The following is a 12,920-nucleotide window of genomic DNA, read 5'->3' as shown; positions in this document are numbered from 1 at the left end:
CCGCCGGCCCGCCCCGGCGCCCCGGCGGGCCCGGCGGGCCCGGACACCGGCGCCGCCGGCCGGACGGCCCGCCACGCGCTCGCCGCCTCACTCGGCGCCGTCTACGCGGCGACCGCCGGACGGCCGCTGCTGCACGCCGCGCTCAACCCGTCCCCCGCCCTCACCCAGCGCGCCGTCGGCGGCGGGATCCGGGCGATGATCCCGCTCCAGGGCGCGCTGGCCGCGCGCGGCGGGGCGGCCGGGGTGGCGCTGGGAGTCATGGGGCTGGCACCGCTGGCCCGCACCGTCGCACGGAAAGTGAGCCCCACATGAGTCTGCGTCCCGGATACGGCACCAACGGGCTCACCGATCTCCGGCTGGACGACGCCCTCGCCCTCCTCGCCGACCTCGGCTACGACGGCGTCGGACTCACCCTCGACCACATGCACCTCGACCCGATGGCGCCCGAGCTGGCCGCCCGCACCCGCCGGGTCGCCGGCCGCCTCGCGGAGCTGGGGCTCGACGTCACCGTCGAGACCGGCGCGCGCTACGTCCTCGACCCGCGCCGCAAACACGGCCCCACCCTCCTCGACCCGGACCCCGAGGGGCGCGCCGCCAGGACCGGGCTGCTCGTCACCGCCGTCCGGGTCGCCGCCGACCTCGGCGCGCACGCCGTGCACTGCTTCAGCGGGGTCACTCCCGACGGCACGGACCCCGACACCGCGTGGAAGCGGCTCGAAGAGGCGATGGGCCCCGTGCTCGACGCCGCCGAGGCCGCCGACATCCCGCTCGCGATCGAGCCGGAGCCCGGCCATCTCGTCGGCGACCTCGCCGGATTCCACGAACTCAGACGCCGCCTCGGCGACCCCGAACAGCTCGGCCTCACCCTCGACATCGGCCACTGCCAGTGCCTGGAGCCCGCGTCGCCCGCCGACTGCGTACGGGACGCCGCGCCCTGGCTGCGCCACGTCCAGATCGAGGACATGCGGCGCGGTGTCCACGAGCATCTGCCCTTCGGCGACGGCGAGATCGACTTCCCGCCGGTGCTCGACGCGCTGGCCGCCACCGGCTACCAGGGCCTGACCGTGGTGGAGCTGCCCCGCCACTCCCATGCCGGACCCGAACTCGCCCGCACCTCCATCGAGTTCCTGCGGGCGCTGGAGGGAGGCGCATGACGCACGGACTCCCCGAACCGGCCGGCGCCCTCGCCCCGGACGCCGCCACCTGGCTCGAAGCGGCACTGGCCGAGGCGAGCGCCGCCGCCGGACGGGCCGACACCGCCGCCGCCCCCTGGGAGCTGCGCTTCGCCGCCGCCGGACGCCACTGCGGCCAGGACCGGGCCGACACCGTACGCGTCCTGCTGCTCCACCGGGCCGCCGCCGGCGCCGCCACCCTCACCCGGCTCTACGACCGCGGCACCGCCGCCGAGCGCCGCGCCGTGCTGCTCGCCCTGCCCGAACGCGTCTCCGGACCCGACGCGCTGCCCCTGGTCGAGGACGCGCTGCGGACCAACGACACCCGGCTCGTCGAGGCGGCCGTCGGCCCGTACGCCGCAGCCCACCTCGACGCCCACGCCTGGCGGCACGCCGTCCTCAAGTGCCTCTTCACGGGCGTCCCGCTGGACACCGTCGCCGGGCTGGCGGAACGCGCCCACGGGGACGCCGAACTGGCCCGTATGCTGCGCGACTTCGCCGCCGAGCGGACCGCCGCCGGCCGCCCCGTACCCGCCGACCTGCACCGTGCGCTCCAACTGACCGGCGAGGAGTCCTGATGCGCATCTTCGACCCCCACATCCACATGACGTCCCGCACCACGGACGACTACCGGGCGATGTACGCCGCCGGTGTGCGCGCCCTCGTCGAACCGTCCTTCTGGCTCGGCCAGCCCCGTACCTCGCCCGCCAGCTTCTACGACTACTTCGACGCCCTCCTCGGCTGGGAGCCCTTCCGCGCCGCCCAGTACGGCATCGCCCACCACTGCACCCTCGCCCTCAACCCCAAGGAGGCGGGCGATCCGCGCTGCACCCCGGTCCTGGACGAACTGCCCCGCTACCTCGTCAAGGACGGCGTCGTCGCCGTCGGCGAGATCGGCTACGACTCCATGACCCCGGCCGAGGACACCGCGCTCGCCACCCAGCTCCAGCTCGCCGCCGACCACGGCCTGCCCGCCCTCGTCCACACCCCGCACCGGGACAAGCTCGCCGGGCTGCGCCGCACCATCGACGTCGTACGGGAATCCGCCCTGGCCCCGGACCGGGTGCTGCTCGACCACCTCAACGAGACCACCGTCAAGGAAGCCGCCGAGAGCGGCAGTTGGCTCGGGTTCTCCATCTACCCGGACACCAAGATGGACGAGGACCGGATGGTCGCCGTGCTCAAGGAGCACGGCACCGAGAAGGTGCTCGTCAACTCGGCCGCCGACTGGGGCAACAGCGATCCCCTCAAGACCCGCAAGGTCGCGGACGCCATGCTCGCGGCCGGATTCGACGCCGACGACGTCGACCAGGTCCTGTGGCGCAACCCCGTCGCCTTCTACGGACTCAGCGGCCGGCTCCAGCTCGACGTCCCCGCCCCCGCCGCCCTCCACGAGGGCAACTCCGTACTGCGCGGCGGGGAGTGAGCCGATGCGCTTCCGCCACCCCGACGGGTCCACCGTCCACCTCGCGTACTGCACCAACGTCCACCCCGCCGAGACCCTCGACGGAGTCCTCGCCCAACTGCGCGACCACTGCGAGCCGGTCCGCAGACGCCTCGGCCGGGACCGGCTCGGCATCGGCCTCTGGCTCGCCAGGGACGCCGCCCAGGCCCTGATCAACGACCCGGTCGCGCTGCGCGGACTGCGCGCCGAACTCGACCGGCGCGGCCTGGAGGTCGTCACCCTCAACGGCTTCCCGTACGAGGGCTTCGGCGCCGAGGAGGTCAAGTACCGGGTCTACAAACCCGACTGGGCCGATCCCGAACGGCTGTCCCACACCGCCGACCTGGCCAGGCTGCTCGCCGCGCTGCTGCCCGACGATGTCACCGAGGGCTCCGTCTCCACCCTGCCGCTCGGCTGGCACACCGCCTGGGACGACACCGCCGCCCACACCGCCCACACCGCGCTCACCACCCTCGGCGGACGCCTCGACGCCCTGGAGGAGCTGACCGGCAAGTCCATCAGGATCGCCCTGGAGCCGGAGCCCGGCTGCATCGTGGAGACCACCGCCGACGCGATCGGCCCGCTCTCCGCGCTCCCCGGCGACCGGATCGGCATCTGCGTCGACACCTGCCACCTCGCCACCTCCTTCGAGGACCCGGCCCTCGCGCTCGACGCGCTGGAAGCCGCCCGCATCCCCATCCCCAAGGCGCAGCTCTCCGCCGCCCTGCACGCCGAGAACCCGCACCTGCCCGAGGTACGGGAGGCGCTGCGCGCCTTCGACGAGCCCCGCTTCCTCCACCAGACCCGCACCAGCACCGCAGCCGGGCTGCGCGGCACCGACGATCTGGACGAGGCGCTGGCCGGCGGGTCACTGCCCGAAGGGGCGCCCTGGCGCGCCCACTTCCACGTACCGCTGCACGCCCCGCCCGCCCCGCCGCTCACCTCCACCCTGCCCGTGCTCCAGGAGGCGCTGGGCCGGCTCGTCGGCGGGGCCGAGCCGCGCACCCGGCACCTGGAGGTCGAGACGTACACCTGGCAGGCGCTCCCGCCGGAGCTTCGGCCCCGCTCGCGCGGCCGGCTCGCCGAGGGGATCGCCGCCGAACTCACCCTGGCCAGGGACCTGCTGGTCGACCTCGGCCTCAAGGAGCTGCCATGAGCGACACCCAGGCCGGGTCCCCGGCCGAAGAGCGGGGCGGCGCCCCGACCCCGCTGCTGGTCCTCGACGTCGTCGGCCTCACCCCGCAACTGCTGCGCCACATGCCGCATCTGACGAAGCTCGCCGGGTCCGGCTCGCAGGCGCCGCTGTCCACCGTGCTGCCCGCCGTCACATGCAGCGCCCAGTCCACCTTCCTCACCGGCACCCTCCCCGCCGAGCACGGCATCGTCGGCAACGGCTGGTACTTCCGCGAGCTGGGCGACGTCCTGCTCTGGCGCCAGCACAACGGACTCGTCTCCGGCGACCGGCTCTGGGACGCGGCCCGCCGCGCCCACCCCGGCTACACCGTCGCCAACATCTGCTGGTGGTACGCGATGGGAGCGGACACCGACTACACCGTCACCCCCCGCCCCGTCTACTACGCCGACGGCCGCAAGGAGCCCGACTGCTACACCCGGCCGCCCGAGCTGCACGACGAACTCCACGAGAAGTTCGGCACCTTCCCCCTCTTCCACTTCTGGGGACCCGGCGCCGATCTGGTCTCCTCGCGGTGGATCGTGGACGCGACCCGCCACATCATCGCCACCCGCAGCCCCGACCTCGCCCTGTGCTACGTCCCGCATCTCGACTACGACCTCCAGCGCTACGGCCCCGACGACCCCCGCTCCCACCGGGCCGCGGCCGAACTCGACGCGGTCCTCGCCCCGTTGCTGGCGGACGCGCGGGCGGAGGGCCGTACCGTCGTGGCGCTCTCCGAGTACGGCATCACCCGGGTCTCCCGGCCCGTCGACATCAACCGGGCGCTGCGCAGGGCCGGGCTGCTGGAGGTCCACACCCAGGACGGCATGGAGTACCTGGACACCATGGCCTCCCGCGCCTTCGCCGTCTCGGACCACCAGCTCGCGCATGTCTACGTACGCAGGTCCGAGGATCTGGAGGCGACCCGCGAGGCGCTGAAGGACCTCGCCGGGATCGATCAACTCCTCGACGACGAGGGCAAGAAGGCGCACGGGCTCGACCACCCCCGCTCGGGCGAGCTGGTCGCCGTCGCGGATCCGGACGCCTGGTTCACGTACTACTACTGGCTGGACGACGACCGGGCGCCCGACTTCGCGCAGCTCGTGGAGATCCACCGGAAACCGGGGTACGACCCCGTCGAGCTGTTCATGGACCCCCTCGACCCCTACGTACGGGTCAAGGCGGCCACGGCGATCGCCCGCAAGAAGCTCGGCATGCGCTACCGGCTCGCCGTCGTCCCCCTCGACCCTTCCCCCATCCGCGGCAGCCACGGCCGCCTCCCCGCGAGCGACGAAGAAGGTCCGCTCATCCTCTGCTCCACCCCCGACGCCGTCGGTGACCGCGTCGCGGCCACCGAGGTGAAGAGCCTGCTCCTCCACCTTGCCGGACTGCACTGACCGAAGGAGTTCCGCAATGAGCCGCAAGACGTCAGCAGACCCCGAACTCGCGCACAAGCTCAGCCGGCGCGGCATGCTCGGTGTCGCCGCCGGAGCCACCGCGGCGGCGGTGGTCGGCGCCACGGCCGCCGCCACCCCGGCCGCCGCCCACGGCGCAGGCCCGCGGCCCGGCCAGGGCCACGGTCCCGGCAAGGGGCAGCCCGTCCTGCCGCCGGGACGGCTCGGCATCCAGCTCTACTCCCTGCGCGACAAGGTCTCCACGATCGGCTTCGCCAAGGTCTTCGACGAGCTGGAGCGCTTCGGTTACGACGAGATCGAGTTCGCCGGCTACACCCAGGGCAGCGCCGGAGCCATCACCCTGCCGCAGCTCAAGAGGCTGGCCAGGGACCACGGCCTCAAGCCCATCGGCAGCCATGTCAACTACGCCGACGACAACAACCCCGACGCCTACAGCTTCGCCCAGAACCTCACCAAGGTCCTGGACGACGCCCAGGAACTCGGCCTGGAACACATAGGCACCGCCTCGGGACCCTTCCGCTACGGATCGACCGTCGACGCCTGGAAGCGGGCGGCCGCCGACTTCAACGCCTACGGCGCGGCGGCCAAGCGGCGCGGCATGAAGTTCTACCAGCACAACCACGCGGAGGAGTTCTCCTTCGCCACCGACCGGCCGAACGTACGGCTCTACGACGTCCTGCTCGCGGAGACCGACCCGAGCCTGGTCTATCTGGAGATGGACATCTACTGGGCGTACGCGGGGCAGTTCCGCTTCAGCAGGACCCCCGAGGGCAGGCCCGCGCCCTTCGACCCGCTGCGGTACGTCCTCAAGCAGCCCCACCGCTACCCGCTCTTCCACGTGAAGGACGGCATCGAGGACATCACCGCCCGGGACGGCTACCAGATGGTGGACGTCGGTGACGGGGACATCGACTACCGGCGCTTCATCTCGGCGGTCAACAAGACCCACGGCGGCCGGCGTGGCCACCACTGGCAGGTGGAGCACGACCAGCCGGTGGACTCCCTCGCCTTCGCCCGCAAGTCCTCCGCGCATCTGCACGGGCTGCGCGAGAAGCGGTAACAGCGCCCGACACGGACACGGACACGGATACGGATACGGATACGCATCCCGCTCCGGATCCGAGACCGGATACGGGCACGTACAGGGCGGCGGCCCTCCGCGCGGTGGTACAGCACCGCGGGGAGGGCCGTCCGTCCGTGGTCAGGCGGTCGCCTGTCCCGGCTGCCGGGCCCGGGGCAGCCGGACCGTACGGCGCCCGCGGTGCGGGCCGCCGGGCCGGCGCAGCGCCAGCGAGAGCCCCGCGGCGATCAGCGAGACCACACCGGACGCCACATACGCGCCGACGTACCCCCACGAGGCGACCACGACCGCCCCCAGCCCGCCGCCGAACAGGCCGCTGACCAGCTTCGCGCTGTAGACCATGCCGTAGTTGGAGGCGTTGTTGTTCTCCCCGAAGTAGTCCGGGACCAGCGCCGCGAACAGCGGGTAGAACGCCCCGCCGCCGAAGCCGGAGAGGAAGGCGAAGACGAGGAAGAGCGTCTGGTTGCCGATCTCACCGGCCCACAGCACACCGAACTGCGCCACGGCCAGTACCAGACACACGTACGTGAGCGTCGGCCGCCGCCCCAGCTTGTCCGAGAGCCAGCCGACCACACCGCGTCCCGTGCCGTTGATCACCGACATCAGCCCCATGGACGACGCGGCGATCAGCGGGCCGAACCCCATCTCCTTGGCGAACGGCACCTGGAACGAGATCCCGAAGATCGACACGCCCGCGCAGCACAGCATGCACAGCCACATCAGGGGCACGACCCCGGTCCGTAACGCCTCCTTCGGTGTGTACTGCTTCACCGCGGGCGGGTTCTTCACCAGCGCGAGCGACGACTTGGTGTCCCCGGAGCGGTGCAGCGGGTCCACCTCCTCGGGCCACCAGTTCTTCGGCGGGTCCTTGAAGAACAGCCCCGCCACCAGCGTCAGCACCAGCACGTACACACCGACGAGGTCCAGCACGGTGTGGAAGTTCGAGGTGTCGAAGCCGTACGTGAAGAGGAAGACGAACGGCACCGCGCCATAGGCGAACGCGCCGTTCACCAGACCCGTCTTGCCGCCCCTGCGCTCGGGGTACCACTTGCCGACCATGTTGACGCAGGTCGAGTAGATCAGGCCGGAGCCGAGCCCGCCCAGCAGCCCGAAGCCGGCCAGCGCGAACCAGAAGCCGGGCGCGTGGCTGAGACTGACGAAGCCGAGCAGCGAGCAGAACGAGCCGGTCAGCATGGCCGCTCTGCTGCTCAGGATGCCCTTCTCCCGTAACCGTCCGGCGGGGAAGGAGACCGCGGCCTGGAAGAAGATCCAGACACTGAGCACCCAGAAGGTGTTCGTCGAGGTCCAGTGATGTGCCCGGGACAGCGTCTCCTCGGCCGCCCCGAAGGCGTACTCGAAGACACTGATGGCGAGCATGGCGAGCCAGGGCAGGGCCACCATCGTCCAGCGGGGGAGGCCGAGGATCTGCCGGTCGGACTCGCCGATCCGGTAGACACGGCCATGGGCGTCGGTGATCTCGCGGTAGTCCACGCCGGCGGTGGCCGACGCGGACGTCCCCGAGAGTGGTTCCGTGGTCATTTCAGGCGATCTCCCGGCCGATCGGGTTCGGGTTGGGTCGGATCTTCTTGACGTCGGGCCTGCCGGGCGCCTTGAGGAACACCGCCAGTACGGCGGAGGCGAGCCCGATGCTGCCGGCGATGACGAACGCGCCCCGGTAGCCCCAGGCGCCCACCACGACAGCCCCCACACCGGAGCCGACGAGGCCCGATATGAGCTTGGAGCTGTAGACCATGCCGTAGTTCGAGGCGTTGTTGTTCTCCCCGAAGTAGTCCGCGGTCATCGCCGCGAACAGCGGGAAGATGGCGCCGCCGCCGAACCCGGAGACCATCGAGCAGAACAGGAAGAACGGCATACTGCCCAGCGTCCCGGAGGCCAGCACACCGAACTGCGCGCTGCCGAGCACCAGACACACGAAGATCAGGGTGCGGCGGCGCCCGTACCGGTCGGAGATCCAGCCGATGACACCGCGCCCCGTACCGTTCACGATCGCCTTGAGCGACATCGCGGTGGCCACGATCCCGCCCGCGAACCCCATGTCCTTGCCGAAGGGCACCTGGAACGCGATGCCGAAGATGTTGATCCCCGCCGTGCAGAGCAGACAGAACCACATCAGCCACAGCACCGGTGTACGGGCCGCCTCCCGCGGTGTGTACTGCTTCACCGCCGGCGGGTTCTTCTCCAGCGCGCGCCGGACCCTCGGGTCGTCGGAGACCTTCAGCGGGTCCGCGCCCCGCGGCCACCAGTACTTCGGCGGGTCCTTGAAGAACCAGCCGGCGGTCGCCACGACGAGGCAGCACAGCACCCCGACGAAGACCAGGACGCCCCGGTAGTTGCCGAGATCCATGTACGAGGTGAAGAGGAAGACGAACGGCACCGAACCGTAGGCGAAACCGCCGTTGACGAGGCCGGTCTTGCCTCCCTTGCGCTCCGGGTACCACTTGCCGACCATGTTGACGCAGGTCGCGTAGACCAGACCGGCGCCGATACCGCTGAACATGCCGAAGCCGAAGTACGCCACGATCACGTGCGGGGCGTACGCCAGGGAGAGATACCCCAGCAACGTCCCCAGCGCGCCCAGCATCATGGCGTACCGGGCGGGCAGCCTGCCGCTCTCCCTGAGCTGCCCGGCGGGAAAGGCGACGGCCGCCTGGAAGAAGACCCAGACGCCCATCAGCCAGAAGATGTGTCCGCTGCTCCAGAGATGGGCCTCGTGCAGCGTGTCCTCCGCGGAGGTGAACGCGTACTCCGACGAGCTGATGCCGAGCATGCCCATCCAGGGGAAGAGCACCATCGTCCAGCGGGGCCGGCCCATGATGTCCCGGTCGCTCTCACCGATCCGGTACACGCGTCCGTTGCGGTCCGTCACCTCCTGGTAGGGGACGGAACTGCCGAGTCGAGTAGTCGTTGTTTTCATGGTGGTCTCTCGCACCCCTCGCATCGAAAGAACTGGCCAGCGCCCCCTGTCCAAAACCTTCGTGCCGTGCCCGGGTGGGGTCAGGTCATGAACCGCCCCCCAACAGCCCGGCGGCCCGGCGGCCCGCGCCCACCGGGCGGCGGCGTGCCCCGGGGGCAACCCCCGGACCCCCGGCCGGTGACGGCTGCCGTCCGTGCATCACAACAGCCCCGCTGCCCGCGCCCACCGGGCGGCGGTGTGCCCGGGGGGCAACCCCCGGACCCCCGGCCGGTGACGGCTGCCGTCCGTGCATCACAACAGCCCCGCTGCCCGCGCCCACCGGTACTTGGCGCCGAGCACCGCGACCGGCTGCTCCGTGGTGTACGGGTAGGCCACCACCCCGTGGTCGAAGAGGTACTGGCACGCCTCCTCGACCTCGACGTCGCCCGCGAGGGAGGCCACCACCGGCTTGTGGATCCCCCGCTCCCGGAACTCCGCCACGACCCGCGCCGTCAGTTCGGCGAAGACCATGGGCGGGGTGACGATGGTGTGCCAGTAGCCGAGGACCAGCGCGTGGATCCGCGGGTCCTCCAGACCCAGCCGGATCGTCGCCTCGTACGTGGACGGCGGTTCGCCCCCGGTGATGTCCACCGGGTTGCCGGCCGCGCCGAACGGCGGGATGAACGCGCGGAACGCCTCGTCCAGGTCGGGCGGGATCTCCATCAGGGAGAGCCCGTTGTCCACGACGGCGTCCGAGAGGAGCACCCCCGAGCCGCCGGCGCCCGTGATGATGACTACGTTGTCACCCCGCGGAGTGGGGAGCACGGGCAGCGCCCGCGCGTACTCCAGCATGTCGTTCAGCCCCGGCGCCCTGATGACCCCGGCCTGACGCAGGATGTCGTCGTACACCGCGTCGTCCCCGGCGAGGGCTCCGGTGTGCGACCCGGCGGCCTTCGCGCCCGCGGCCGTACGCCCGGCCTTGAGGACGACCACCGGCTTCTTCGGTACGGTGGCCCGCGCCGCCGCCACGAACGCGCGGCCGTCCTTGAGATCTTCGAGGTGCATCGCGATGCACTCGGTGTGCGGGTCCTCGCCGAACCAGGTCAGCAGGTCGTCCTCGTCCAGGTCGGACTTGTTGCCGAGGCCGACGATCGCCGAGACGCCCGTCCTGGTGGAGCGCGCGAAGCCGAGGATGGCCATCCCGATGCCGCCGGACTGCGAGGTCAGCGCCACGCCGCCCTTGACGTCGTACGGGGTGCAGAAGGTCGCGCAGAGGTCCTGCCAGGTGGAGTAGTAGCCGTAGATGTTCGGCCCCAGCAGCCGGACGCCGTGCTCCTCCGCGATCGCCACGATCCGTGCCTGAAGGCCGTGTTCGCCGGTCTCGGCGAAGCCGGACGGGATCAGCACGGCGTTGGGGATGCCCTTGCGGCCGACCTCCTCCAGCGCGGCGGGCACGAACTTCGCGGGGATCGCGAAGACCGCCACATCGGGCTCACCGGGAACATCCATCACGCTCTTGTACGCCTTGCGGCCGAGAATGTCATCGGCCTTGGGGTTCACGGGATGGATGTCGCCGGGAAAACCCCCGTCGACGAGGTTGCGCATGACCGAATTGCCGATCTTCCCCTGCTCGTTGGAGGCGCCGATCACCGCCACGGAGGTCGGCTTCATCAGCCGGCCCATCGAGACCAGGATCTCCTCACGGCTGTACGCGCGCCGCTCGGCCGGCCGCTCGGTGTCCAGCAGGATCCGTACGTCCGCGGCCATCACCCCGCTGGCCGAGGCGAACACCGGGTTGAGATCGACCTCGGCGATCTCCGGGAAGTCCGCCGCGAGCCGCGACACCTTGACGATCAGCCCGGCCAGCGCGTCCCGGTCGACGGGCGCGCCGCCGCGCACCCCGCGCAGGATCTCCGCCGCGCGGATCCCGTCGAGCATCGACAGCGCGTCGTCCGTGGAGGCGGGCGCCAGCCGGAACGTGACGTCCTTCAACACCTCGACCAGCACCCCGCCGAGACCGAACGCCACGATCTTCCCGAAGGTCGGGTCGGTGACGGTGCCGATCAGCACCTCGGTGCCCTCGGGCACCATCTGCTGGATCTGTACGCCCAGGATCCGCGCGTCCGGGTCGTAGGCACGGGCGTTGGAGACGATCGCGGTGAACGCGCCCCGCACCTCGGCGGCGGAGGCCAGCCCGATGCGCACCCCGCCCGCGTCCGTCTTGTGGAGGATCTCCGGCGAGACGATCTTCATCGCCACCGGGAAGCCGATCCGGTCGGCCAGCGCCACCGCCTCGTCGGCGCTCTCGGCCAGCGCCTCGGCCGGCGTGGGGATCCCGTACGCGTCCGTGACGGCCTTGCCCTCGGGCGCGGTCAGCGCGGTGCGGCCCTCGGCGAGCGCCGAGTCCAGCAGCGCCCGTACGGTCTTCCTGCTCTCTTCGTTGCTGTCCACCGCTAGATGACTCCGTCCGTCTTGAGAAGCCGCAGTTCCTCGTCGCCCAGGCCCAGTTCGCCCACGTACACCTCGCTGTTGTGCTCACCGAGCAGCGGCGAGGTGAAGACCTCCACGGGGGAGTCGGAGAGCTTCAGCGGGCTGCCGACCGTGGTGAACGAGCCGCGTTGGGGGTGGGGGACCTCGACGACCATCTCGTTGGCCGCGAGCGAGGCGTCCTCGATGATCTCCTTGGTGGAGAGGATCGGGCCGCAGGGGATGTTGTGGGCGTTGAGCCGCTCCAGCACCTCCCACTTGGGGAGGGTGGCCGTCCACTCCTCGATGAGCTGGAACATCTTGCCGAGCTTGGGGAGCCGCGCCTCGGGCGTGGCCCACTCGGGGTCGTCCGCCAGTTCGGGGCGGCCCATCAGCTCGGTGACCGGCCGCCAGCCGACCGGCTGCACGATCACGTATACGTAGTCGTTGGGGCCGCCCGGCGCGCACTTGACCGCCCAGCCGGGCTGTCCGCCGCCGCTCGCGTTGCCGCTGCGCGGCACCTCGTCGCCGAAGTCGTCGTTCGGGTACTCCGCGAGCGGTCCGTGGGCGAGCCGCTGCTGGTCGCGGAGTTTGACCCGGCAGAGGTTGAGCACGGCGTGCTGCATCGCCACATTGACGCGCTGGCCGCGCCCGGTGTGTTCACGCTGGAAGAGCGCGGCGAGTATCCCGGCGACGGCGTGGATCCCCGTGCCGGAGTCGCCTATCTGCGCGCCCGTGGCGAGCGGCGGCCCGTCCTCGAAGCCGGTCGTGGACATCGAGCCGCCCATGGCCTGCGCGACCACCTCGTACGCCTTGAAGTTGGTGTACGGGCCCTCCCCGAACCCCTTGATGGAGGCGTAGACGATCCGCGGGTTGATCTCCTGGATGCGCTCCCAGGTGAACCCCATCCGGTCCACGGCCCCGGGGCCGAAGTTCTCCACCATCACGTCGGAGCGGCGGATGAGTTCGGTCAGGATCTCCTTGCCGCGCTCCGTCTTGGTGTTGAGGGTGATGGACCGCTTGTTGCAGTTGAGCATCGTGAAGTACAGCGAGTCCACGTCGGGCAGATCGCGGAGCTGCTTGCGGGTGATGTCGCCGCTCGGCGCCTCCAGCTTCACCACGTCCGCGCCGAGCCAGCCGAGCAACTGCGTGGCCGAGGGCCCCGACTGGACATGGGTCATGTCCAGGACGCGTACGCCGGAGAGGGCCTTGGGGCCGGCCGTGGACGAGGTCTCAAGAGCCTGGGTCATGGGA

10 protein-coding genes and 1 pseudogene are annotated in these 12,920 nt (G+C 71.3%); 7 read left to right on the top strand and 4 right to left on the bottom strand.

Annotation, left to right across the window (positions count from 1 at the left end; genetic code table 11):
* The 7 genes and pseudogenes from ACFXPK_RS04170 to ACFXPK_RS04140 all read left to right on the top strand — a co-directional run.
* A pseudogene (locus ACFXPK_RS04170) lies at positions 1-312 on the top strand (prenyltransferase); the annotation flags it as partial.
* Positions 309-1,154, top strand: coding sequence for a sugar phosphate isomerase/epimerase family protein (locus ACFXPK_RS04165; protein WP_385071403.1), 846 nt, complete (start codon positions 309-311; stop codon positions 1,152-1,154). The pseudogene ACFXPK_RS04170 and the gene ACFXPK_RS04165, both read left to right, overlap by 4 nt.
* Positions 1,151-1,750 carry an EboA domain-containing protein gene (locus tag ACFXPK_RS04160; protein ID WP_385071401.1) on the top strand — a complete coding sequence of 200 codons (600 nt, stop codon included), beginning with the start codon at positions 1,151-1,153 and terminating at the stop codon, positions 1,748-1,750. The genes ACFXPK_RS04165 and ACFXPK_RS04160 overlap by 4 nt, the downstream gene beginning before the upstream one ends.
* A complete protein-coding gene (locus ACFXPK_RS04155; protein WP_384991954.1) occupies positions 1,750-2,598 on the top strand; it encodes a TatD family hydrolase in 849 nt (282 codons plus the stop codon). Before ACFXPK_RS04160 ends, ACFXPK_RS04155 begins: the two co-directional genes overlap by 1 nt.
* 4 nt (positions 2,599-2,602) lie before the next feature.
* Complete coding sequence (gene eboE / locus ACFXPK_RS04150; protein ID WP_385071398.1) at positions 2,603-3,772, top strand: metabolite traffic protein EboE; 1,170 nt, start codon at positions 2,603-2,605, stop codon at positions 3,770-3,772.
* Complete coding sequence (locus ACFXPK_RS04145) at positions 3,769-5,187, top strand: alkaline phosphatase family protein (protein ID WP_384991950.1); 1,419 nt, start codon at positions 3,769-3,771, stop codon at positions 5,185-5,187. The genes eboE and ACFXPK_RS04145 overlap by 4 nt, the downstream gene beginning before the upstream one ends.
* 16 nt (positions 5,188-5,203) lie before the next feature.
* Positions 5,204-6,265: a sugar phosphate isomerase/epimerase family protein gene (locus tag ACFXPK_RS04140; protein WP_384991948.1), complete on the top strand. Its 1,062-nt coding sequence runs from the start codon at positions 5,204-5,206 to the stop codon at positions 6,263-6,265.
* 141 nt (positions 6,266-6,406) lie between these two features.
* On the opposite strand, the gene ACFXPK_RS04135 is transcribed toward ACFXPK_RS04140, so the two are convergent.
* From ACFXPK_RS04135 to frc, 4 genes are all read right to left on the bottom strand, one after another.
* On the bottom strand, positions 6,407-7,825 hold the full coding sequence (locus ACFXPK_RS04135; protein WP_384991945.1) for an OFA family MFS transporter: 1,419 nt from the start codon (positions 7,823-7,825) through the stop codon (positions 6,407-6,409).
* A 1-nt stretch (position 7,826) separates the two neighbouring features.
* Positions 7,827-9,245 carry an OFA family MFS transporter gene (locus ACFXPK_RS04130; protein WP_385071394.1) on the bottom strand — a complete coding sequence of 473 codons (1,419 nt, stop codon included), beginning with the start codon at positions 9,243-9,245 and terminating at the stop codon, positions 7,827-7,829.
* A gap of 267 nt (positions 9,246-9,512) precedes the next feature.
* A complete protein-coding gene (locus ACFXPK_RS04125) occupies positions 9,513-11,651 on the bottom strand; it encodes an acetate--CoA ligase family protein (protein ID WP_384991939.1) in 2,139 nt (712 codons plus the stop codon).
* A gap of 2 nt (positions 11,652-11,653) precedes the next feature.
* The gene (gene frc / locus ACFXPK_RS04120; RefSeq protein WP_385071390.1) at positions 11,654-12,916 is read right to left on the bottom strand and encodes a formyl-CoA transferase; all 1,263 of its coding nucleotides are present in this window, start codon (positions 12,914-12,916) and stop codon (positions 11,654-11,656) included.
* Between the last annotated feature and the right edge of the window lie 4 nt (positions 12,917-12,920).

Origin of the sequence: Streptomyces sp. NPDC059142 (assembly GCF_042755665.1) — a bacterium.
Lineage (GTDB): Bacteria > Actinomycetota > Actinomycetes > Streptomycetales > Streptomycetaceae > Streptomyces.
This window is presented reverse-complemented; position numbering and strand designations above follow the sequence as displayed.